Origin of the sequence: Halorussus marinus (genome assembly GCF_004765795.1) — an archaeon.
GTDB lineage: Archaea > Halobacteriota > Halobacteria > Halobacteriales > Haladaptataceae > Halorussus > Halorussus marinus.
Genome location: NZ_SBIV01000014.1, coordinates 1 through 23,578 on the forward strand (window position 1 = coordinate 1; position 23,578 = coordinate 23,578).

At 60.1% G+C, this 23,578-nt stretch carries 21 protein-coding genes and 1 pseudogene; 18 read left to right on the forward strand and 4 right to left on the reverse strand.

The annotated features are described in order from the left end of the window. Positions 1–137 precede the first annotated feature (137 nt). Positions 138–4,508: a type IV secretory system conjugative DNA transfer family protein gene (locus EPY72_RS18150; protein ID WP_004594534.1), complete on the forward strand. Its 4,371-nt coding sequence runs from the start codon at positions 138–140 to the stop codon at positions 4,506–4,508. Between the two features lie 39 nt (positions 4,509–4,547). Beyond that, positions 4,548–6,563 (forward strand): hypothetical protein, encoded by a 2,016-nt coding sequence (locus EPY72_RS18155; protein WP_134671650.1) that lies wholly within the window; start codon positions 4,548–4,550, stop codon positions 6,561–6,563. Between the two features lie 43 nt (positions 6,564–6,606). Here EPY72_RS18155 and EPY72_RS18160 read toward each other — a convergent pair whose 3' ends face one another. Further along, a complete protein-coding gene (locus tag EPY72_RS18160; RefSeq protein ID WP_004594522.1) occupies positions 6,607–8,586 on the reverse strand; it encodes a hypothetical protein in 1,980 nt (659 codons plus the stop codon). Positions 8,587–9,111: 525 nt separating this feature from the next. On the opposite strand from EPY72_RS18160, the gene EPY72_RS18165 reads away from it, so the two are divergent. The 7 genes from EPY72_RS18165 to EPY72_RS18195 all read left to right on the forward strand — a co-directional run bounded on the left by EPY72_RS18165 (position 9,112) and on the right by EPY72_RS18195 (position 13,930). Next, the gene (locus EPY72_RS18165; RefSeq protein ID WP_004594521.1) at positions 9,112–9,402 is read left to right on the forward strand and encodes a DUF8069 family protein; all 291 of its coding nucleotides are present in this window, start codon (positions 9,112–9,114) and stop codon (positions 9,400–9,402) included. After that, positions 9,402–9,728, forward strand: coding sequence for a DUF7558 family protein (locus EPY72_RS18170; protein WP_011222441.1), 327 nt, complete (start codon positions 9,402–9,404; stop codon positions 9,726–9,728). Before EPY72_RS18165 ends, EPY72_RS18170 begins: the two co-directional genes overlap by 1 nt. Positions 9,729–9,884: 156 nt before the next feature. Continuing rightward, the gene (locus EPY72_RS18175; protein WP_004594520.1) at positions 9,885–10,235 is read left to right on the forward strand and encodes a DUF8105 family protein; all 351 of its coding nucleotides are present in this window, start codon (positions 9,885–9,887) and stop codon (positions 10,233–10,235) included. A 6-nt stretch (positions 10,236–10,241) separates the two neighbouring features. Beyond that, positions 10,242–10,571 carry a DUF8158 family protein gene (locus EPY72_RS18180; protein WP_004594519.1) on the forward strand — a complete coding sequence of 110 codons (330 nt, stop codon included), beginning with the start codon at positions 10,242–10,244 and terminating at the stop codon, positions 10,569–10,571. A gap of 84 nt (positions 10,572–10,655) precedes the next feature. Next, the gene (locus EPY72_RS18185) at positions 10,656–10,913 is read left to right on the forward strand and encodes a HalOD1 output domain-containing protein (RefSeq protein WP_004594518.1); all 258 of its coding nucleotides are present in this window, start codon (positions 10,656–10,658) and stop codon (positions 10,911–10,913) included. 587 nt (positions 10,914–11,500) lie between these two features. Beyond that, positions 11,501–12,361 carry a hypothetical protein gene (locus EPY72_RS18190; protein WP_004594516.1) on the forward strand — a complete coding sequence of 287 codons (861 nt, stop codon included), beginning with the start codon at positions 11,501–11,503 and terminating at the stop codon, positions 12,359–12,361. Between the two features lie 231 nt (positions 12,362–12,592). After that, positions 12,593–13,930 (forward strand): AlbA family DNA-binding domain-containing protein, encoded by a 1,338-nt coding sequence (locus EPY72_RS18195; protein ID WP_011222445.1) that lies wholly within the window; start codon positions 12,593–12,595, stop codon positions 13,928–13,930. A gap of 5 nt (positions 13,931–13,935) precedes the next feature. Here EPY72_RS18195 and EPY72_RS18200 read toward each other — a convergent pair whose 3' ends face one another. Next, positions 13,936–14,685 carry a hypothetical protein gene (locus tag EPY72_RS18200; RefSeq protein WP_011222446.1) on the reverse strand — a complete coding sequence of 250 codons (750 nt, stop codon included), beginning with the start codon at positions 14,683–14,685 and terminating at the stop codon, positions 13,936–13,938. Positions 14,686–14,906: 221 nt separating this feature from the next. Here EPY72_RS18200 and EPY72_RS18205 point away from each other — a divergent pair, with 221 nt between their 5' ends. From EPY72_RS18205 to EPY72_RS19890, 3 genes and pseudogenes are all read left to right on the forward strand, one after another. Beyond that, positions 14,907–15,827, forward strand: a complete 921-nt coding sequence (locus EPY72_RS18205) for a transcription initiation factor IIB (protein WP_049938512.1) — start codon at positions 14,907–14,909, stop codon at positions 15,825–15,827. A gap of 263 nt (positions 15,828–16,090) precedes the next feature. Then, positions 16,091–16,960, forward strand: a complete 870-nt coding sequence (locus tag EPY72_RS18210; protein WP_011222448.1) for a biosurfactant protein 1 — start codon at positions 16,091–16,093, stop codon at positions 16,958–16,960. A gap of 93 nt (positions 16,961–17,053) precedes the next feature. Continuing rightward, positions 17,054–17,214 (forward strand): annotated as a pseudogene (locus EPY72_RS19890) (transcription initiation factor IIB family protein); the annotation flags it as partial. Here the strand turns inward: EPY72_RS19890 and EPY72_RS20100 are convergent. Together EPY72_RS20100 and EPY72_RS18225 are read right to left on the reverse strand one after the other, a co-directional pair. Beyond that, entirely contained in the window at positions 17,211–17,699 is a 489-nt protein-coding gene (locus EPY72_RS20100; RefSeq protein WP_011222449.1) for a hypothetical protein, read from the reverse strand. The pseudogene EPY72_RS19890 and the gene EPY72_RS20100 sit on opposite strands and share 4 nt — an antisense overlap. A gap of 17 nt (positions 17,700–17,716) precedes the next feature. Then, positions 17,717–18,268: a DUF7342 family protein gene (locus tag EPY72_RS18225; protein WP_049938513.1), complete on the reverse strand. Its 552-nt coding sequence runs from the start codon at positions 18,266–18,268 to the stop codon at positions 17,717–17,719. Between the two features lie 335 nt (positions 18,269–18,603). On the opposite strand from EPY72_RS18225, the gene EPY72_RS18230 reads away from it, so the two are divergent. The 6 genes from EPY72_RS18230 (at position 18,604) to EPY72_RS18255 (ending at position 23,545) form a co-directional block, all read left to right on the forward strand. After that, entirely contained in the window at positions 18,604–18,792 is a 189-nt protein-coding gene (locus tag EPY72_RS18230; RefSeq protein WP_004594506.1) for a DUF8012 family protein, read from the forward strand. An 86-nt stretch (positions 18,793–18,878) separates the two neighbouring features. Continuing rightward, positions 18,879–19,259 carry a hypothetical protein gene (locus EPY72_RS18235; protein WP_004594505.1) on the forward strand — a complete coding sequence of 127 codons (381 nt, stop codon included), beginning with the start codon at positions 18,879–18,881 and terminating at the stop codon, positions 19,257–19,259. Between the two features lie 67 nt (positions 19,260–19,326). Then, positions 19,327–19,989: a DUF6735 family protein gene (locus EPY72_RS18240; RefSeq protein ID WP_004594504.1), complete on the forward strand. Its 663-nt coding sequence runs from the start codon at positions 19,327–19,329 to the stop codon at positions 19,987–19,989. 37 nt (positions 19,990–20,026) lie between these two features. Then, positions 20,027–20,311, forward strand: coding sequence for a DUF7967 family protein (locus tag EPY72_RS18245; protein WP_004594503.1), 285 nt, complete (start codon positions 20,027–20,029; stop codon positions 20,309–20,311). A 61-nt stretch (positions 20,312–20,372) separates the two neighbouring features. Further along, positions 20,373–21,122, forward strand: a complete 750-nt coding sequence (locus EPY72_RS18250) for a helix-turn-helix domain-containing protein (RefSeq protein WP_004594502.1) — start codon at positions 20,373–20,375, stop codon at positions 21,120–21,122. 59 nt (positions 21,123–21,181) lie between these two features. Further along, positions 21,182–23,545: a heavy metal translocating P-type ATPase gene (locus EPY72_RS18255; protein ID WP_210423572.1), complete on the forward strand. Its 2,364-nt coding sequence runs from the start codon at positions 21,182–21,184 to the stop codon at positions 23,543–23,545. Positions 23,546–23,578: the final 33 nt, after the last annotated feature.

The window sequence follows — 23,578 nt, forward strand, 5'->3', positions numbered from 1 at the left end:
TTTGAGCAACCGGTACAACCTCCCCGATGAAGCGGGAGATTTGCGTCATGGTCAACGGAACTCTCCCGCTTCAACTCCTTTGATTTAGCGGCCTACCTCTCTGCCGTATGGCGATTCAACACAGCCCACTCAGGAGGATGACTGAACAGACCCCGTCAGAAATCCCGTCAGTGGCTAACGGCGACGAGTACATCCGGATCACTCCCTCCCGGAGCGATCTCGCGCCGGAGACCGTAGTCCGTCAACTGGCCGGCCTCCACGGCCTTGACGCTGGCAACGACGGACTTCTCGCAAGTATCGGTCCCTTCGGCGATCCGCCACCGGTGTTCGAGTTCCTCGCAGTGAGTGAGGGGGCAGACGAGCCGGTCGAGTTCTATTACGGGGCCGACCGCCGGTTAGATGCCTTCGAAGAACGCCTCCGGACGCTGTATCCTCCGACCGTCACGTTCGAGCGGGTCACCCTTGACTTGGAAACGAAGCTACTCCCATCGACAGCAGACCCGTCTCAGGACCACAGTGCCGGAGGTGACGATAGCCACGGAATGAACCCCAGGACAGCTGAGGAATTCTCCGGAGACCCGAATTCGGATTCAGAGCCCGTGACTCTCTTCGATTCGACGGGGCAGGAACCGGTCGGTGATGGCGGAAGTGTGCTGTCGGAGAGCACTATGTCGCAGGACGAGGACGAAGTCTTGTTCGAGGCCGATTCGAGTGACGAGTCCACAGCGGCTGGTCCGTCCGACTCCGAACTCGATGCCGATCACCAGCCGGCTCATACGCAACCGACCGTCGATGAGACGACCCCACTCGGAATCAGTTGGCACGGGCAGGCTACCCGGCGGGAAGACTGGATGACGACACTACCCCAATTCACGAATACGGAAGACGACGATGACGATCACGCTCGGGCCCCGCTCGCGTCACTCATCGATCAGCTGACCCGGGCCGAACACCCGATCGCGTTCCAGGTACTCTTTCAGCGGAAATCGGACTGGACGCACGAGGCACGAGAGCGCCAGCGGAAGCTCCGTGAAGGCGAAGACCGGGTCGTCGACTGGTTCTTCGGAGAACTCCTCGGAAACACAGAGAACGAACCACAGAGTCCGTCGAACACCGGGCGACAGCGTCGGTATCTCGACATCGGTGGGCGAGAGCGGGTCGAGGCTATCGACGAGAAGGAGCCACAGCACACGTTCACGGTGAATATGCGGGCACTTTCGCTCGTGACCTCCGACCGACAACGAGAGCGGGTTGACCATCGTCTCGATGATATCGGGTCGGTATTCGATCACCTGAACGGACCGCACTATCGGCTCCGACCGAAGCGCATCCGCCGTGGGCTTCGAAAGGGGCGGCGAGCCAAGAAGCACGCCGACCGGGTACTCAACGCTACGTTGGCTACCAAGAGCGACTGGCGGAAGACCCGCCCCGATCTCGTCCTCGGGCCGGCTGAGTTGGCGAACTTCGTGGTCGTTCCGCCGGCAACTGACCTCACGACCGAGGGCGGGCGGGGGTCCGACGCCGAACCCGAGAGCCGGACGCCCCTGCCACTCCCGGCGCAGGACCACATGGATGCGTTCACGGACGCCGGGATGGCGATCGGCCGCGGTCTTGGGGAAGACGGTACGCCCACGTCGGAGCCGATGCGGATTCCCCCGCATCTACTTCCGTTCCACGTCGGCCGGTTCGCGAAGAGCGGCGCCGGCAAATCGGTCGCGCTTGAAAACGACGCCCTCTCGCTGTACGACCAGACGAACGGGCCAGTGTTCATCATCGACTCCAAGGGCGGGAATTTCCCCGAGAACTATATGCGGGCTCACGCGAAGCGCTTCGGCACCGACGACCTCGAGGAGAACGTCCTCCACTTCTCGGTGCCCGACATCCTGCCTGGCTTCGCGTTCTTCGACATCACGCCGGCATTGGAGGACGGCGTCCGACGCGTCGACGCGATTCAGGACAAGGCCGACCACTACGAGGAGCTCATCAAGCTCGTGATGGGGCCGGAGCGGTACGAGGACGCCATCGCCTCGCCGACGCTCATCAAGTACCTCATCAAGGCGATGTACGACGAGGAGTACGGCCTCGAAAACGGACACTTCCGGCAGGATACAAACTACTTCACCCACGACCAGTTTGAGCAGGCGGTGACCCAGTTCCACGCCGCCGGGCCACCAGATTCGACACCCGAAGATGCACCGCGAGCCAGCGACCCGCAGGTCGCCGAGAAACTGGAGCGACACCTGCGCTCGAACCCGGCGACGTTCTCGAACGTCGTGAGCGGCATCAGCAACCGGATGGACTACATCACGCAGGACGCCCATCTCCGGCGGATCTTCAACAATACCGAGTCACAGTTCGACTTCCGCGACCTCCTCGACGAGGACAAAGTAGTCATCTTCGACCTCGGCGATCTCCGCGACGAGGCCGCCCGTGTGATGACCGGCGTCATTCTGACGCAGCTCTACGATGCTGTCAAGCGTCGCGACGGCGACGAGCTGGCCCGCAAGCCAGACGACTACGTGGCGAACCTGCTCATCGACGAAGCGTCGTCGGTCGTCGTCTCTGATACGCTGACGACGCTGCTCGAAAAGGGGCGGGAGTTCCGGCTATCCATCGAACTCGTGACGCAGTTCCCTGAGCAGATGAAGGAGGCCGGCAACCGCGAGGTCTACCTGAACGTCCTGAACAACATCGGCAGTCCGCTCGTCGGGAAGATCGCCGTCGACGCCGACATCGCCGAGGCACTCTCACACGAGGCAATGGATCCCGTCGAGTTCAAGAATCGGATCAGTTCCCTCCCGCGTGGCGAGTGGATCGCACAGCTCCCGAGCCCAGAGTTCGGCGAAACCGGCCCCGACCCGTTCAGTATCGAACCCCTTCCGATTCCACCCGGTCATCCCGATAGCGAGCAGCCACTGACCGGGACGCAAGAAGAGCGATTCCAAGACGCCTTGGACGCCGTCCACGAGCATACCCGCGAGGAGTACGGGGTCGCCGGCGGGACGACCGTGGAGAGCCGTGACGCTGCGACTGACGTCGCTCTGGAGAACGCGGATGACCTACCGTTGGAAGTCGCGATGGCCCGTGCGATTCGCGCCGTCCAGCTGTCGAACGACGTACGTGAGACGAACGGCTGGGTCTCCGTCGAGGACGTCGATGAGGAACTGCTCTCGCGCATCGAGGAAGACACCATCGAGGCGCAGGGCTACGAGACACTACCAGAAGTGAGGGAGGCGTCCTCGCTCATCGAGGTCGATCTCCCGGACGGTGGTTCGTCGGTGCAGTGTCGGCTCACAGACGAGGGTGAGCAAGCAGCCGCGCCCGACACGTCGACATCACCGACCGGCGGGGGCGAGCACCACGATGCAGTCCTTGAAACGGTCGAGCAATCCCTCGCAACTGCGGGGTTCTCCGTGGAGGTCCTCGATCAGAACGGGGAGTCCCGCCCCGATGCCATCGCGACGCATCCGGATCTCGACCGGGAGCTCCAGGTGGAGGTCGAAACCACCACCCACGTCCGGCCGGCGAAGGTCCTCACGAACCTCCGGAAGGCCCAGGAACAGGAGCGAATCCCGCTGTTCGTCGTCGCAGACCACGACGATCAGCCGGCTGACGAGATTGCCGACCGGCTTGCGAAAATCCTCAGCGAGCCGCGAAATCAGCTCTCCTCCGGGGAAACACGGCTGTATACGATGAACCACAACGTCACATTCAACGGTGGTGCGCGAGCCGCGGATGGAGTGACGGCCGTCCGACCGGCCACTGGTGGTAGTCGCCACACCCGCTGGTTCGAGCGGGACGGTGCGTTCGTCCTCGAGGATAGTGCCGGAGACCAGCACGCCCGGATCGACTCCTTCGACGCTGTGTCGAAAGATCAGTTCCCGGCGACGTACAGCTACGACGCCGAGAGCGAGTCATACACCGTCTTTAGGCCGGGAGAACTTCCCGAGTCCTACGAGTCACGTGAGGCGTTCGAAGCGGATTGGGTACCTGTCAAGCGCCCGTTCGTGCCCAGTACCGACCTACCCGTTCCGGAGTACACGGATGATTCGTATGCGATAGGTGTCATCGAGGATGAGCAGAATCTCGAGCTCTACACTCGAGACTCTGACGCGACCAAAGACCTTGCTGGGCTCATTGAGGCGATCGAAAACAATGAACTCCATCTGGCAGGTGTGGAGCCAGACGAACCTGCCGATAAGCAATCTATGAAGCAGGAAGACCACGAGAACGATCCGTTCGGCATCCAAGCATTCGTCCGCGATAGCATCGTTAAATCCGGCGACGGGGTCGTCGCGGTCGCTGAGGTCTACGATGCGTACGAGCAATATGCGACGGCCGAGGAGTACGAGGTGAAGCCAAAAAACCGGTTCACACGTACGCTTCGCGACCACGTTGCGTTCGAGCGTGACAAGAAGTGGTTGGACGGTCAGACGCGACGCTGTTACGTCGGAATCGAGCTGGACGACGCCGGCGACCAGGAGGAACCGAATGATGCCAGTGCGTAGTCGTTTCGCTCCCGCTCAGGAGGTGCAGGAGCACACGAAATGACGCTCTCCGAGGCAGCCATCCGCGAGCACTACCGTCGTGCCAAACCCATCTACGAGGCGCTGGCGACTGTCAAGAACTATCCAACCATCGGGTTGAACGACTTCGTCGGATGGTACATCAAACGCGACCACGACGACGTCGAGGCGATTAAGGCCGGGTATCCGCAGCGCGGACGGGTTGCCCGCCTCGATCGTGACTACGACGAGATTCACGACCGCCTCAACCGGACCCTCTATGCCGTCACCACCTACAAGACACCGACCGCCTTCCAACAGTGGGAACCCTGTCGCTACGACGAGTCTGAGGGGACGACCGTTTGGCAGGATGAGCCCCCAACCCCCGGGTATGCCGACCTCCGGGCAGTTCCCACCTGGGGCGATATTGACCTCGCCGACGACATCAAGCCGCAGCGAGGCGACCTGGATGGCGAGACGCGTGCCCTCGTCGAGCGTACCCTCGACGCCTACATCGACGAGTATGCAACGCTCTACGGCACGCGGAAGGCGGTGTATGCGCTGGACTCCGTCGGGGGCGCGTACGTCTTTGGGGCCCCGGAGGCCACACTACCAATTGCGGACCACTTCAATGACGATCCGGATGCGCTCGAACGGGTGTTCAACGAGTTCCTCGACCGCTCGAACGCATGGCTCCAGAAGGCAGAGGCCCGCGTGAACGAGCGCGTCGACGGCGCCGGCGACGTCATTCAGCCCGATTGGGTGAACAACAAGAACCGCCAGTACAAGCCGCCACTCTCGATCCACGCCGACCACGATGCCGTCGTCACGCCCATCGCGACCGACAACGTCCGCTACGAACTCCGTCCGTTCGAGGGTGTCGACGACGCACTCCTCGAGCAGGCGGTCAGTTGGGCCGATGACCTCACGCGAGTCGAGCACACGGACTGCGTCGACTCGCTTGTCGCGACGCTCTGGCCGGACCTGTACGAGGACCACGGGGGGTGGCAGGCCACGCTGGAGGAATGGGTGGAAGCGGAGCGTGAGCGGGAACGGGAGCGCCAGCGACAGCGTGAGGCAGCGCTCCAGCGACGCGAAGAGCGAATGGCAGAACTCGACGGTACCCTCGAAGGCCGTCCCGTTACGCCGTTCAAAGAGGACGTCTACGAGGCTGTCGAGGATATCGACATCACCGAGATTGCCCGTCACTACGCGAGCGATGCCTACGATACGGATCCGAACCAGCCGCGGCCGCAGTTCGACCCGTGCTGGCGCCACAGTGAGAGCGGGCAATCCTGTTTCGTCGACGAGCAGGCCAATACCTTCGGCGATTCGAAGGTTAACGCCGGGGGCGGGCCGGCGAAGCTGATGGCGCTCGCGACGGGGATTATCTCCGCCGCCGATGCGGACCTCGACGGGGAGGACTACTGGGCTGCCGTCGACGAACTGCGGAGCGCCGGCTACGACATTCCGGTGTGGGTTCCAGAGGCCGGATCGGACCGCGTCGACGGCGGGACCTACGACCAGATGCCGTTCTGGGCCGTTCGGAAAGCGGCTGTCGCGCTCGAGATTTGTCCGGAGAATGCGTTCGTCGATCGTGAGGGCGAGGAAGGAACCTACGAGGGATTCCCCGGGTACGAAACCTACAACGAGACGCTAGAAGCCATCGAAGACACGGACCTGAACCACGGGCGCGAGCGGGTCACGCCCGAGGAGAACGCAGCTGACGATGAATCGAAGTCACCCCCCGAATCTCCTACGAGTGACGATCGACCTGGTGACTTGGACCGGGCTCACCTTCGCGAAAAGAACCGTCTGTTGACAGCGAAAATCAAGCGTCTCGAATCTGAACTGGAGGAGAAATCGGAGCAAATCGAGGGGCTGGAAACAAAGGTCAACCATCTCCAATCGGAGCTCGCTACCGTCCGCTCTGAACGTGATCGGCTAGAGGCTGCTCTCGAAGAACGTGAGTTCGAGCAAGAGCCAAATCAGGGAAACCAGGACGAGAATCGATCCCCACTTGACAGGGCGAGAAGGTTCATTTCATCCAATCGGTAGACATCTCACTCACTCAGCATCAAATCTTAAACTACCTCAACAGTCACGTCTCCGGCGAATCCTCTCTATCAAACGCCCCCTCAGACACTGGGAAGATATCGATAACGTGCTTATCAAAGGTTCCCCACATAGTCTCGTGCCCGAAACGAATCCGATGACTAAACTCCGATTCAGCCTCCTCCCTATCAACCTCCGAACGCTGGAGCTCACCGACCGTCTCCCCATACCCTTCTCGCAGCTTATCAAGTAACTCATCAGGTGTATACTTCGTCGACTCAGGGTGTGTCCAGCGTACTTCCCCAGGAAAACGTTCCATATCATCCGCATCCTGAGATTCGCTCAAACCCATTATAGCACGGAGCTCGCCTAAATCCTCAGCGTGTGCCGGCTCATCCTCATCAACATCTACATCCGAGAAATCACCCTCCCAGACAGCAACACCCACTAATGACCGCCGAACCTTTTCACCTCGCTCCTGAAGCTCAGAAAGAATCTCCTCTGCTGTATCAGAGTCCAAATCGGAATCCTTGTAGTCATCGTACACCTCCCGATGCTTCTCCGTGATAAACTCCGGAAGAGGAATCCGAGTATCCGTCGCCAACCCCACACGTTTCACAAACTCGAGGATATCACGATCCTCGGGCTCAGGTAAATCGATACCTTCGAAAGGCTCCTCAAGCCGCTGCTGATACGTCTTATCCGAATCTGGGAATTCAAATTCTACCCTCCGGATATCATCCTTATCCTGGATTTTGAGCATCTCAAAGTATTGCTCAACACTCAGATCATCAGGATCAACATTAAAATTGAACTGGCCTTCTCCGAATTCGTGGATATCATCGGCAGTCTTCTCCCAATTAATCTCAACGTGGATTGGATGCTCAGGTGTAGGCTCCGAACCAAACTCTACCTCAAACTCCAGCGTGTCGCCGGCAAGAGACCAATTACCGATCCACTCTACTGTTGACTTTTCTGGAACCTGCAAATCCTCAATTACATCCGGCATTACATTTCTCGGCAATAGAATCCGAGAATCAGGATTAGCGATATGTATCAAATCATTCTCATCCTGGCCACCACCACCGGTGGACTTCCAGAAGCTGAGATTAATCTCTTCACCCTCATCTAAAGTCGCCACATCATATGCCTGGGTATAGAGAGTATACACATCTTCGACGACATTCAGAGTCTTCTCTTCCAGAATCGATCGAGGAATAGTCAGCAGATACGGCTCACCATCCTGTGAATCAGCAGAGTACTTACACAGGAACTGAATGACTTCATCATCGAGAACAATTCGATCATCGAGTAACTCGTCATTCCCGAGCTCAAACCCAGTACTGTCACCAACCGTAACCCGATTGCCGTGTTTAACGGCGTTGTACGCCTCTCGGAAATTCAAATAGAAGACAGCAATATTCTTGAGTTTATTTCTCAGATTCTCAATCGAATCCTCGACTAACAACTCCATCTCCATCGACTCAGGGATATCCTCACCCTCACCTTCGTGAATCTCTATATCAGCCAACCCAACATCAACTGGAACATCTTCCAGTTCTTCCTCTGAGAAACTAATCGCTCCCTCTCGCACCGCCTGATACCCAAAGATCAAACTCAGAACCTCATTCGAGTCAGCCTCAACATCTCGTTTATCAAGATACCCATCAAGTTCCTCCTCCAGAATAGCCTCAAAGAGTGGCCGTATATCTCCGCTTGAAGTCCGGATAATCTCATTAATATAGGATTCCTTATTCAAAATGAGATATCTGAAATAGGATCCAAACTCCTCGATATACTGCATCGTTGCTCGGAAAAGATCCACGACCGAGTACACCTTTACAGTATCCCGCTGGTCCTCAGGTACCGCATCCAACCCTGCGTTGATTGTCCCTGCGATTTTACATATGTGAGCGTACGCTATCTCCGGGTCTTGACGATCCTGAATAACCTCTTCGGGATCCTGAGTCTCTGAGTCAGAATAAAACTCGGTATACTCGAAGAAGCTTTTCTCATTTTCAGACATACTATACAGTATATAAAAGAGGGTGAAAAGCGTTTGTCACCAGAATTTCTTTCACTTTCTTCAGAGTTCGACAGGGCCATTTCGGTTAAATCGTCCGAACAGTTAACCTGACACCAGCGACGACCTCCCCTAGACACCAGGTATGCTGAGAGTCGTGCTGAGTCAACAAATCGTAGGACGGCAGCACTAGACACCAGACTCACCGACGAGGGAGTTCCCGGACAGCCCCCGAAATCTGGTGTCAGGTATTGCTGTCTTGCGATTTGGAGGCGAATTGTGCCACTAGACAGCAGGAAAATCAACCGATATGTGGTGGGGGTGGCGGCCCAAAGTTATGTTCGCGGCCACCAGGGCCGAGATGCCAGGCCGCTGGCCAAGCGAGAGTAGGCTGCCACCCGGACGATGGCGTGGGGCGTGGAGGGTGAAGGAGCAGATCGACATCGTGACTGAGAATGGTGACTGTGGCGACTGTTTATTGTGCCCCCGAGTGGGTGCGGGGCGGTTCCTGTGCTGCCCCTGATTTGTATGTCTGGTCCGGATAGATACGACGATACGGCAGACGATCACGAACGGTTCGAAGCGGAATTGCTCGCTCAGGATCGGGATGCGCGGTCACCATCGACGGCGGATCTTGACGACGAGACGGCCCGCCAGCTGGTTCGAGAGCTACTCGATGCCGGGACAGTCACACCGGTCGTCGACCAGCGGCTCCTCGTTCACGAGCCCAGCAACACAGCGTTCGAATCGATGCAGCAGCTCGCCGTCTTCCACACAGGCTGGACGGCCGCCCGGGACGCCGGCGAGGGTGATGGGTGATGCAGCAGACGCTGGCCGGCTGTGCCTTCTGCGAGGCTCCATCCGGGATAGAGACTGGGATCGCCTACACGTGGGGGAAGGAAGAGCGGGTCAACCACCCGATTTGCGTCGACTGTGCGATCCAAGAGACGCCGGATCCCGATGATCGTGATCACTACGCCTGTGACAGCTGTGGCCTCGTCGTCAACGCGCTCGCAGCGCTCACACGGTTTCGAATCGAACTCGGCCATCTCGAAGGCCCGATACAGGTCTGTGCGCGGTGTAGTCCAGGCGGGCCAGCAACGTACTGGACACGCGACCTCGAGGCACACATCGTCTCTGACTGACCCGCCGAGCGGTCGTCGACGCGAGTGGTACGGCGACCACTGCGGGAGGGTCACAGTTGTCCGTAGCTGTCCCACCCCGCGAACTCAGCAGCGCTGGTTGTGTCGCTGTCTCGTTGCTCCGCTATCTTCAACAGACGGGCGCTCCTCGGGATGACTATGGACTGCCCCGCGTGCGGGTCCCCCGTCACCCTCGAGGTCGGACCAGACCGGCCCCTGTCGACGTCGCTGTCCGACGCCGTCCTCGCAGCGGAAGAGGACGAGCAGATCGAGGTGACCCGCGATTGTTGGGACTGTGGCTGGCACGAAACGCGGGCGCTTCGCGTCGCATCGATCGACAGGACCGCCGGCGACGAGACTGCCGTCGAGCGAGCCGCACTCATCGACGAGATTGCCGATGAGCTCGCAGCGATCGGCTGTGTGGGTACGCTTGAGGAGACGCTGGCTGCAATCCGTGAGCAACGAGAAACCGACTCGGCGACGACCGATACGGACGACGCGGCGGAGTGACTCGCAATGCCTGATACAGAGGCCAACTATAATGTTCGTGAGCAAACCGGGAATCCCGAGCACGCATCGGTCGACGATGTGGTTGACCTCGTGATCTACCGGGCGCAGAACCCGCGAACCGAGCACGAGGATGCACATTTCGATACGGCGGTCGCGGCTCTCGTCGACAGATACGGAACGGAGTCGGTCCGGACAGTCATCAACCGCATCCTCGTCGACGACGAGCCGTTCCGGACCGCCACGAACGGCCTTGAGATGCGCAACGTCGACGGCGTTCGGATCGGAACCGCAGCCAGCTGGTTTCTCGAGGAGCTAAACGCACAGGACGACCACTGAGGGACCGGTTGAAAGGCCGCAGCGACAGGCCGTCGAGCCCCCATTTTTAACTCCTGTTCGTCCTATCTACCCGTCGAGGCCATAATGGCACCCTCCACCCCGAGAGACTCAGATCCATCCCCCGATCTACTCGTTGAAATCGTCGAGACACTGGAAGCCCACGGGCTCCCCACCGACTCGTATCAGCTCCACGACGCTGTTGACGTCGAGGCACTCGAGCAGCTTCTCGCATCCTCAGCCGGGGACGTGGAAGTCCGGTTCACCGTGGAGGGGATCCAACTCGCCGTCACCCACGACGGCGTCGATGTCCTTCTCGACGAGCCAGCCGGGGCACCGGATTAGTAGCGCGATCGAATTCGTCGACAGCGACACTCCCTGAAAGCCCTCGGCCGCTCGGCATCCCGCGACCACCGCTGCGCTCCTCGTCCCTGCGGTGCTTGCGGGGTCGGGGGACGACCGAGGCGGCCTCGCCCTTTCTGAGTCCGCCAGGACGGTGAATGACCATCCGAGCGGCGCAGCCGGGTGGACAGGTGTGTCCGTACCGGCCCGCCCCGCTCGCCGCTGCCGCCCTCCGCGTCGCTCGCGACCGACCATTCCGGGCTGCCTGCCTGCGGTAGCGGGCGGGCTGCCGGGCTAAAGTGAATGTGCCCTCGGCGCCAGCGGGAAAGCGCGGGGGGTTGCGCGGCGTGGCTGCTCACCCCCCACGCTTTCTCCGCTGGCCGCTCGCTCCGGGCGGGTCGGCGCGCGGTGCTGGTTGGGGTCGCCGCACTCGGGCGCGCTCTCGCTCGCGCCCGGTAGGGCGCTCGCGAAGGCGCGAGCGAGAGCGCGCAGTCGGTGCTATCGGTCGTCGACGTCGTCGGAAAACCGCGATGTTAGGGGCATCGCGGTGGCGGCGCACGAGCGCCTTCAGTGGTATCTGGAGGATACCAATGTCAAGTAACAACTCGAGTCGCAAGGTCGTTACGGTGGATGAACAGGCATTCGAACGAACCGAAGACGCCGGCGTCGACGAGGACGGCTTCAAGGTCGTCGACGACAAACCGGAGTTCCGAGCGACGGTTCAGCAGGAAAAGCAGGCGAAGGTGGATTCCAACCACCCAGACGGCATCGTCCAGGACTTCTCGCACCTGCCCCTCGCGCAGGAAGAGAAGATTCGCGCCCGGGAGGCCGAACTGGACCACATCAGCGCCCAGGCGGAACTCGGCACCCAAGACGGGCGGGCGAAGCGAACTCGCAAGGTCGTCACCGAACGGCGACAGCGTAAGCGGGCGGAACGCACCCCGGACCGGACGGATCCGCGAGAGCGTCTCTCCCGGATGGAGCTGGCGAAGGTGAACCAGGAAGCAGACCGGATGGCACAGCGGCTTCGCACCGGTCACAGTCGGGCGGCCGTCTCGCGGGCGCTCGCAAAGCGGGTCGCCAAGGGGCAAGACATCACCAAAGCAGTGTTCGACACGATGGATGCACTCAAGGCGGCCCCCGGCGCCATCTGCCCGATCGAGGACGTCCCGGACGTGCAGACGGATGAGGTGAGCATCGAAGGAGAAGTCGTTCAGCTCTGGGATGCTTCCAGCCGGAAGATCGCTCAAGTGGGCTTGGTCGCGGACGACACCGGGAAAATCAAGTTCACCTCGTGGCGAAAATCGGAGCCTGCCTTCGTCCAAGAAGGGGACACCGTCCGAATGCGGGCGGTTAAGAAGAACTGGTACGAGGGACGATGTTCACTCGCCGTGACCTACGACAGTATGATCGTCTTCCCAGAACGCGACCGCCGCTGGTGGGAGGAGTAGGGGCAACGCCCTTTCTTTTTTCGTGAGTGCCGGACCGGCCCAGGCCCCACCGCCCCACCCACCGCTCCGTGCTCGCTCCCGCTGGTCGCTGCGCGCGCAGCCACAACCTCAAGAACCGAGCTGAGATGTATGTCAGAATTCGGGAATTCGCTAACCGCGTGTATCCGTCCGAAATAAAAAGCAACTACCGCCTAGAGAGGTTTTTAGGCTGACTAGAAACATAGAGGGAATATGGTTAAATCGGGAGACGTGGATCAGCGGTGGCAGGATCTATTGCGTAATCCACGAGAAGAGGTCCATCGTGAAATCAAAAGCTGGCTTGATCTGTCTGATAATGTGGACAAGGCAAACGTAGCAAAAGCGATGCTCGCATTAGCGAATTCTGGTGGGGGTCAGATTTTGATTGGATATGAGGAGGTCGGTGAATCATGGGAACCGGATCCATCTCGACCACATCCGATTGACCACTACGATCAAGATACGATTAATGGGATCGTTGAGAAGTTTGCTGAGCCCCAGTTTCACTGTGAAGTATACCATATTGAACATCCAGAATCTGGTGAAGTCTTTCCAATTATCGATGTACCGGGAGACCATCGGGTGCCGATTCGATCAGACAGTGCTGGCCCTGAAGACCAACACGTTACCTACAACACATATTATATTAGGCGGCCAGGGCCAGAAAGTGCAGCACCGAAGACAGGACGTGAGTGGGACGAATTGATTCGGCGGTGTGTCACTGCCTCACGTGATGATCTGTTAGATCGAATGCGAACCGTACTGACGGGGTTCGAAAAAGGAGCAAGTGAAGAAGAGATTGATCCGCTGGATCAGCTTGCTTCGTGGACTGAGGCTATGCGGGAAGACTGGGAAGCCAACGTGATGGACGAGTACGGAAATATGGATAATTCACCCTATCGTCACGGGTACTGGTCATTTGCTTACAGTCTGGATTCTGAGTTTGATCAGCCATCTCTCTCTGAGTTCTTAGATCTACTACGGGAGGTGAAAGGTCATGAAACGGGGTGGCCGGCGTGGCTGATCAGCGAGGATCAGGTACATCCCCGCGATGAGACAATCGAAGGGTGGTATACCGGCGGAACATTCGATGACCCAGCGCACGCAGACTACTGGCGTGCATCCCCAGACGGGATGCTGTTCTTGCTTCGTGGCTATCAGGAAGACAGCAAAGATGAACTTGAGCCAGGTACAGTTTTGGATTATATTCTCCCAATCTGGCGAGTCGGTGAATGCTTGCTACATGCGAAGCGGTTGGGGCGAGAACTCGGTGAGGAAAACACGTCGGTCACCGTGCAAGCCCGATGGACGGGACTAGAGGGACGAACACTGGGCTCAATTGAAAATCGCCGTGGACTTTTCCCTCCGATTGAAAGAGAATCACATCAAGCGACAGTTACGGCCAGTCAACGCTTCACTGTTCAAGATTTTGAAGACGCTCTACCGGAAGTGGTTGAGACCTTGACCCAACCGCTATACCAGATCTTTGATTTCTACGAGCCGCCATCCGATCTAATCCAGAATGAGCTGGACCGGATGCAAAGCCAGTAACAACGCTACTCTAGATGTTCATCCAATTCCCACGCACCTTCATCATCGTAATAGAAACCGGGATGATATCCGAACTGAGAGTTTGATAATGGTCGGAAAAGCGGTGTGAGTTGGTCACGGATACCGTCTTCATCGGACAGACTGAGAGGTGTGAGGCGCGAGGTGCGGTTAGGTTCAGGAAATGCTTCAACCCGGTCAACCTGCCGATGTTGGTCTATTGTCGCGTTCGTGAGATTTGTCCCACTGAGGATTGCATACACCTTCTCGCTGTGTTCATCAGGAAGGACGTCACGATAGAACTGGAGGACGGTGACGAGACTTAATTCAAGATCCTGTGAACTGACTGCATAGTCACAGTCGTATGAATGACCGGTTGGATAGCAGAGCCCGCTCCCCCGGGCCTCATATATGCCAGTATCATACAGAGTTGCCACTGAACTCAGGTCTTTTCGATTCTCGTAGCGAGCGACAATATGGTTCCATGTCGGATCCGCGTGTTCAAACAGTCTATCGGGCCGAAACGATGGTCGACACGTCGCGGGAACAGGCAGTTCCTCAAGTTCTGTGATATCGACAAGACGCGATCCATCAAGAGCACTTTCAGGAACAATATGGAACAAGAGCTGTGGAATTGCATCCTCTGAATTAAGCATATCGAAGCGCTGAAGGTGGTATTCGCGATATAATGTCGACCGATCAACCGCCGGATATTCACGGTTGAGTTCATGGAGACGCCGAAGATGTGAATCACTCATATGCTCCCCCTCTCACCTTAGATAAATATGTATTCGGTCCCCTGTTGTGGCCTTGAGTGCCGCCCCAGTTCCTGCATAGCCAGTTCATTGGTATAAGAATCAGACTCGGTCGCTGTACGCCATCGGTTCCGAGATATCTGAACCGTCTTGTAGAGGTTTATTCCACCCATAATGGGTGAAGGATTCGCTGTACTGGCGAGTTCCTGAACATGGTGAGAACGATGACTACCAGAGACATCTACGAAACTGGCTTCGACGAAGACGTCCAAACAGAGTCGAGCGCTACCCAGTGTCCAGAGTGTGACGGCCGGGTCACTACGAATGCGGTCGAAACGATCTGCGAGGACTGTGGACTTGTTATCGAGGAACAACGTATCGATCACGGGCCGGAGTGGCGGGCGTACGATGCAGACGAGCGCGAGCGAACAGGCGCACCACTCACTACAGCCCGTCACGATCGAGGCATCTCGACCGAGATCGGCCACGGAACCGACGCACACGGGAACGAACTCTCTGGTCAGAAACGCCGGCAGCTGGCCCGGATGCGACGTGAGCAGACCCGTGGTCGCTGGCGGTCCAAAGCGGAACGGAATCTCGCACACGGGTTGGGCGAGGTACGCCGGCTGGCGAGTGCGCTCGAGCTCTCTGAGTCGATTCGTGACCAGGCGTGCCAGCTCTTCCGGAGCGCTCAGAGCGAGGATCTGCTTCGAGGCAGATCCATCGAAGCCATCGGTGCAGCGAGTATCTACGGTACCTGTCGATGTAACCAACACCCGCTTCTCCTCGAGGATGTCGTCGACGCCGCCCGAGTCGAGTCCGCTCGTGTCACCAACGCCTACCGAACACTGAATCGCGAATTAGAGCTCCCAGCACCACCAATGCGCCCGACGTCGTTCATTCCACGCCTGATCTCGGCGCTGGAGTTAGACCACGACATTCGTCGGCGCGCGAACGAACTCGCAGAACGCGCCGAGGGGACAACCCTCACGAACGGCTGTCAGCCATCGGGCGTCGCGGCCGCCTGTGTCTATCTGGCTGCCCAAGAGCAGGGCGCGTTGATTACCCAATCCACCGTCGCGTCGGCAGCAGAGGTGTCAGTCGTGACGCTCCGAAGCCGGCGAGACGAACTCCAAGCGATCTGAGACGCCTCCGGTAGAGGAATACCTACATACAGGCAGAGAGTCTACAAGGGGGTATGGATCTGGACGAGACTGTCGAGTATCTGTCGACAGAACTCGATATCGAGCGGAGTGAGCACGTTCGCGAGGTCGGTCGAGCGGTCGCCGAGCTCCGTGACTGAATCGGTCTCAGGCGGTCAGATTTATCCCGTCGTCGCCGAATCCGTCCCCGCATTTTCTCACCCCTGAGTTTAAATACCAAACCGGGGGAAACGCGGAGCGAATCGATGACTGACCACAACTCAGACCGAGAGGCGTTCCAACCTGTCGGGGAGGGCGCTCTGGTGCCGGACCCAGCGCTGGATCAGCCAGCAGACGGCCAGCCAAGCCGCCAGCGTGAAGCCTCGCATTCGGGTGGGTATCCGGACGGAACAACCGACACAGACCGATCCTGTGTCTCCTGTGGCGCATCGATCCCGGCGTCGCAACGAAAATGCCGGTTCTGTCTCGAACACGAACTTGACGGCGCGTCGGAGTCGGGTGCTGCGAGTTCCGAGCAGACACTGCGTGGTGTGATCCACTTCCTCGTCGAATCGGGGACGTTCTACGGCGCCGTGGCAAGGGGAGCAGCAGCAGCGACACTTCTCTCGTCAGGTCACGACCAGCCCATCGACGACTGTACGCTCATCTACGATCTCGACGACGAGCCCGCACCCCAGCTAACCGAGCGCTGGCCTACGCTCCCCGCTGCTACTGAGGTGACCGCAGCGGCTGGCGACGCGTTACTAACAGCGGCCCGTGAGCGGACAGCGTGGAACGAGAGGAGCGATCGTTCTCAGACGGAGATTCCACGCGTCTATGACGAGCGTGGCCAGGGAATTCGCGATGAGTCGTCCCTCGAGCACACGCTCGACGACAGCGATCAGCTGTGGATCGTCCCAGCAATCGCTGTGGAAACAGTACCCCGCGAAACGAAATCCTCCAGTACCAGAGCTGAAATCCCGACCGTAACAGCCCTCGAGTGCCAGCACTGTACGAAAGAAACAGAACATCGCTTCAGTACACGCGAGTCGCTCCCTGACGAGACCTGGACGGGCCAACCAATCTGGGAGTGCCAAGTGTGTGGCACAGGTCGCTACGGGCCTGCTCCCGAATAGGGCAGTAGGAATCTCACCGTTTAACCAACAGTCTCCGATGGAGATGGCTTCTGTTGGTTAACACGGTGAGTACCCGCAAGTCCGACGTCAGTCATAGCGGGCGTTCATTCGGCAGGTTCGCAGCGGCCTGTCTCTACAAAGCGGGGCGGGAACAGGGGGTGTGGGTAACGCACCGTGACATCGCCAAGTCCGGAAACGTCACGCCGACCACGGCCTGGACGCATCACCAGAGGTTCGATGAACTCGCTGTCTAGACGGGCCAGGTAGGGAGCGAGGGCGCTCCATTCTTCCAGTGGATCGCATCTAGCGCGGGCGGGAACTGCTGTAGTCGGTCATCGAGGACGGCGAGTGGGTGCGCATCGAGAAACGTCGCCTTGTGCCGATCAACCGGCGTGTCTTCGTGATTGAGTTGGATATGACAGGGCCCAAGGTCCGGATGGTCGGCATCTTGGTGGAATCCGAGCATCAGATTTCGGTCCGGTTCGACCCAGTTTATGCGGTAGTATTCGTGGTCGACGCCGGCGGGGTACCAGAAGCGAATCTCCAGTCGTGCTGTCGCCGCGTCGTACGAGTCACTCAGGAACGTCGTCGGATCGACACCCGCGATGACGTACCGGGGTCGGCGTCGAGACGGGCGATAGCGGACCTCTTCACACCCTGGCTGGTTCGTCAATCGGTCGTGAACGTCGCGGAGGAGGGTCCGCTGTGTATAGCGGTCGCGACCGGCAAGAAAGATCATTCTGTGAGAGAGGAGGGTTAGCTCGTGGCGCGGTCAGCCACGTCGGTCATCTGCTCGCGGGCAGCTTCGACGTCGGAGTAGAGTTCCAGTGCGTGCTTGATGAGGCGGCGATCCTCCTCGTTCTCACGCCAGAACGCGATGACGTCGCGGCGGTCCCGGAGCTCCGCACTTGTGAGGTCGCCGTCGGCGAGCGACTGTTCAAGCTCTTCCCACGTCTCGACGTCGTAGGTCGCCTGCCACTCCTCGATCTCCTCGGTAATCGCGGCCAATTCACTCCGCAGCTCCTCGCGGGTATTTTCCTCGATGAGCGTGCGGATCTCCTCGAAGAGCAGTCGCGTGTAGTCCGGTTGGTAGCGCGTCGTCTCGCCGGCCTCGACGCGACGCAACTGGCCCTGGTCGACGAGGTCCTGAAGTTCCTCGTTGGTCGTGCTCCAGGCGGCGTCGGCCTGCTCGCTGATCCAGTTAACTGAGCGGGGTTCGCGAAGTGACTCGGCGACCGCCCGAATGCGGTCGCGGGCGCTCATCGACTCAGTCCACGATTGGACCCCATCTCGCGAGGATTCGGTCATGGTTGGCACCTCTTGGGACAGTGTTCGCGCCCTACTCCCATATATGTTTGTACTGTCTCGCATAATCAAGAATGCCTTGCGGGCGAAGGCGTCCGGACGTTGAAATGCGATACCGACAGAAGGTATGGCCAACCGATGTACGACCGATATTCTGACGTTGAGGAACTACGGCCGACCGGCGAGGCATCCCACAGCCCGGACACAATGTTGGACGACGGGTGTGAGAGTGACCTCCTGGCGGCAACGCGTCGCGACGAGCACTGGTGGCGACCTGATGCGACGACGACAGTCACGTGGAGTGTCTATCCGCGCCGGCGAGTGGTGAGGCGCTACCGATGAATCAGCAAGTCGAACAGGGCTACTGGATGCATCGTGTACTCAGCAATCTCAGCCGCCTCGACGTCGAGCGGTTGGACGACGCGGATCGAGAGCGAGTCGAGACTGCAAGAGACCTCCTGGAAGAAGTGAGCCTACTCACGGGACCAGAGGACGGGAGCGGACCAGACGCCCCAACAGACGACTGATCGTCATCGCCGTCGACGCCAGGGGCACTTCCAGTGTCGGTTTATCGCCCCCCAAGAGGGGTGCGGGGCTTCCCGCGAGTCCAGACATGGCGACACTACAAGCTGCGACGACGTCAACCGGCGCGATCGTATCGGATCCACAGGCTGTCCGCGAACTCTGTGAGAGCTACTGCTTCGGGACGCTCGACTGGGAGGTCACCGACAAGGGCGAACTCACCATCTGGGGGTACGATGACTTCGAAGTGTACGAGGCGCGGGAGAACGGCCTCCCGGACTACGAGGGCGGCATCGTGACCCACGAATTCTTGCGAGAACTTGCCGACCACCTCGAAGCTGACGAGGAACTCGACATCCAGACAGCGGGGTTCACGAAGTGTCGCTTCCCAGTGCTGGCGAAGCGGTACGTCGTTCGCGACGGCGAAGTCCTCTACGCGGATCTCAGTTCCCCCGAACCAATCGAGGAGTAGCGTTGTTCGTCCCCCGAGAGGGGTGCGGGGCGATCCAGTAGCGGTCGCCCCGTGAGGTGATTGCTCGATGGGCCACCGCGCACTCGTTGCGTACGAACGCACAGACGGACAGTACACGCTCCACTACAGCCATTGGGGCGCAGCGAACCTCAAGCTCAAGCACCGAATTTCGGCTGAGTCGCCGTTCGGTGGCGACGACACCAACTCCAAGTGGGCGAAACAGCTGCTGGCTGAACTGGCCGATGGCCTCGAGGCAGATGCGGTCGACGGCTACCTCGCTGACGAGGATCGACCGTCGACGGTCGTCGAGCCGAAGCCCCGCGCCACCGGGCTCACCCTCGACGAGATCATCGCTGACCATCTCGACTACCTCCACCACGAGGCGTTCTACGTGGTGTCACCGACCTTCGAGGTGACCGCCTACCGGACGCTGTGGTTCGGCCTGCAGTACGATTCAGAGACAATCGACAACGGTGAGACGGTCGGGAACGGGGCGCTCGCGACCGTTCGGTGGCACGACGGCGAGCCGGTCGGCGACGGCCATCTGAAGGGGCAGTTCCGGGCGCTGAAGGACGTCGTCGGCGATATGGTCGACAAGGGGGTGTTCACGCCGTCGACGGCGAGGCAGTACCTCAAGCAGAAACTCGGCGAGTGGGTCGGCGAGCGCCAGGAACTGCGCATCCCTGGTGGTGAATCACCGTCGAAAACTGCGTCAGTCGACCGATTATAACGCCAATCCCTTTCTGAGTCCCCACGAACGTCTGGATATGTCAGATCGGGCTGATGACGAGGTGCGAGTATGGCTCGTCGAACGTACCTACTCCGATGATGAACAGAACCTAATCATCCTCACCTACGCGACACCCGACGGCAAACAGTATTATCGGAAAGAGCGGGCACTCACGTCCTTCACCGATATTCGAGATACGACAGCGGCAGTCGATGCGGGGCCCGGCAATCTCGGCACGGTTGATGACCCCGATCTCCAGGACCAATACGCGGCCGAAGCGCAGCGAATGCAGGAGGTCCACGACCCGAACGACGTGATCTGATGCTCACCAGTAGACGTAGTCCCGTGCCATTGGTTATGTCGGAGGAGGCCGTAGACGGGGTATGCGCGAACTCGTCTTCGCCCTCGAATACGAGCCGGGGTGCAATAGGGTGGCGGATGCCCTTGCCGACTACCCCGACGCCCGTGTCCGCTCGCTTTCGTTGCACGCGACTGCCGACCAACTTTGGCGAGTCGACCATGCCACCGGCACTCCGGACGCACTCGACGCCATCGAGGACGCGTTTCGAAACAGCGACTACTACGCCGACTGTCTCGCCACCGAGGACTGCGGCGCCACCCAGACCACCCGCGTCCTTGACCGCACGGACGACACGCTCGTCCTCTACTCCGACTGGGAGCGAACCCCCACCTGCGCCTCGGTTCCCCACATCGCCCGCGACCATCTCGGGGACGGCGTGCTGTTCGAGACCCGTCATGAGGGCCGCCACTACACGTGGCGACTCATCCACTCGGGCGACGGCGACGTGGCGGCATTCTTCGACTCCCTCGAGGTTGCCGTCGAAGAATGCGCTCAGATGGAGATGCTCCGCACCGCGGACACGACGACAGCAGCTGGAGGAAGCGACGAAACACCGAGCGGATTACCCCCGGCGCAGGAAGCCGCCCTCCAAGCCGCCGTCGAACACGGCTACTACGAGTCGCCCCGCGAGGTCGATGTCGGCGAGTTGGCCGAGCATCTCGACGTGCCTCGGTCAACACTTACCTACCGGCTCCGTCGGGCGGAAGAACATTTGGCGAAGCAACACGTCGCCGGCGAGCGGGTAGCGGAAGAACGGCTGGCATCGCACTGACACCGCGGTTGGAATATTCCAACAAAGACATATCGAACTCCCGCTCCTACCGTGAGGTGATGACAGAGAATTCCGATGTGGATACAGCGGGACCACCGAACGGCGGCGGGCAGCGGGAGTTGACTGCCCGTCTCACGGTCCCCGAGATGGACTGTCCGTCGTGTGCGCAAAAAGTCGACAAGAGCCTCCAGCGCGTCGACGGCGTCGTTGAGGCCACGCTCCAGCCGACCACCGGGACAGCTACCATCAAGTACGATCCGGACCGGACTACCAAAGCCGACGTCGTCGCGGCGATCGAAGCCGCCGGCTATGACGTGATCGGCGGAGCAGACGACGAAACCGACGAGTCTGCCGACGGCGTCGATATCGCGCCACCTTCGGAGGTCTGGACGAGTTCTCGCGCGAAGAAGACGTGGCTCGGCGCAGCGTTCGTCATCCTTGGTCTAGTCTTCGAGTTCCTTCTCACCGGCCAGAACGTCGCGATAGCGAGCATCCTCGACTACCCGCTACACATCGCAGATGTCCTGTTCCTCGGTGCCGTCGCGGCCAGTGGCATCCCGGTCGTCCGCAGCGGGTACTACTCCGCGAAGAACCGAAGCCTCGACATCGACCTCCTGATGGGGACAGCGATCATCGCCGCAACCGGCATCGGCTACTTCGTCGAGGCCGCGACGCTGGCCGTCCTGTTCAGCATCGCCGAACTGCTCGAGGACTATGCGATGGACAGGGCACGGGATTCTCTGCGCGAGCTGATGGAACTCTCGCCCGACGAGGCGACCGTCCGTCGCGATGGTGAGGAAGTGACCGTTTCCGTCGAGGAGGTCGACGTTGGCGAGACCGTCGTCGTCCGCCCTGGCGACAAGATTCCGCTCGACGGGACGGTCATCGAAGGCGAGAGTGCAGTCGACCAGTCGCCGATCACGGGCGAGAGCGTCCCCGTCGACAAGACCACCGGCGACGAGGTGTACGCCGGCGCGATCAACGAAGAGGGGTACCTCGAGGTAGAGGTCACCTCGACCGCTGGCGATTCGACGCTCTCGCGTATTATCGAAATGGTACAGGGCGCACAGGCGAAGAAGACCGAGTCTGAGCAGTTCGTCGACCGCTTCTCCGGCTACTACACACCCCTCGTCGTCGTGCTGGCAATCCTGACCGCCGCTATCCCGCCGCTGGTTATCGCTGATCCGGTGGCGGTGGACCTAGCCGGTTACGGGTTCACCTTCGCGGGCGACTGGCAGACGTGGTTCATCCGTGGGCTCACGCTGCTGGTGATCGCCTGCCCGTGTGCGTTCGTCATCTCCACACCCGTCTCGGTGGTGTCGGGCATCACGAGCGCCGCGAAGAACGGCGTCCTGATCAAGGGCGGAAATTACCTGGAAGCGATGGGCGAGGTCGACGCCGTCGCCGTCGACAAGACCGGGACGCTCACCAAGGGCGAACTCGCCGTCACCGACGTCGTTCCGGTGGGTGACACTACGGAGGACGATCTGCTCCGTCGCGCCGCTGGGCTGGAGCAGCGCAGTGAGCATCCCATTGCTACGGCGATTCTCGCCCGTGCTGAGGAGGCGGGCGTGGGCAACCTGCCCGACCCGACGGGTTTCGAGAGCCTCACTGGGAAGGGCATCCGCGGCGAGATCGGCGGCGAGACGTACTATGCGGGCAAGCCCGCGCTCTTCGAGGAACTGGGCTTCGACCTCGCTCGGGCACGCCGCGAGACGGACGGCGGCGTTATGACGGAAGAGGCGACCGAGGGCGAGAACGGGGCGTTCGCCGAGGATGCCCTCTCCGCGCTGGAGCGGGAGGGCAAGACTGTCGTTATCGTCGGGACGGAGTCGAAACTGCTGGGTGCGATCGCCATCGCCGACGAGGTTCGCCCGGCCTCGAAGCGGGCCGTCGAACGCCTGCACGAGCTGGGCGTCGAGCGCGTGGTGATGCTCACCGGCGACAACGAGGGCACCGCCCGCGCAATCGCCGAGCAGGTCGGGGTCGACGAGTATCGCGCAGAACTCCTGCCCGACGAGAAGGTCGACGCTGTCGAGGAGTTACAGGCAGAGTACGGTGATGTCGCGATGGTCGGTGACGGCATCAACGACGCGCCCGCGCTCGCCACCGCGGAGGTCGGCATCGCGATGGGCGCGGCCGGCACCGACACCGCTCTCGAGACGGCCGATATTGCGTTGATGGGCGACGACGTCGGGAAACTCCCGTACCTGTACGACCTGTCGCATACGGCCAACGGGGTGATCCGGCAGAACATCTGGGCGAGTCTCGGCGTGAAGTTCCTGCTCGCGCTGGGCGTGCCACTGGGGCTGGTCAGCGTTGCGTTGGCGGTCGTTGTCGGTGATATGGGGATGAGCCTCGGTGTCACCGGGAACGCGATGCGGTTGTCGCGAATCGAGCCCGATCGGTTCTCCGACACCTGACTCTGCGGCGGGAAGTGCGGGCAGGACGCTCCT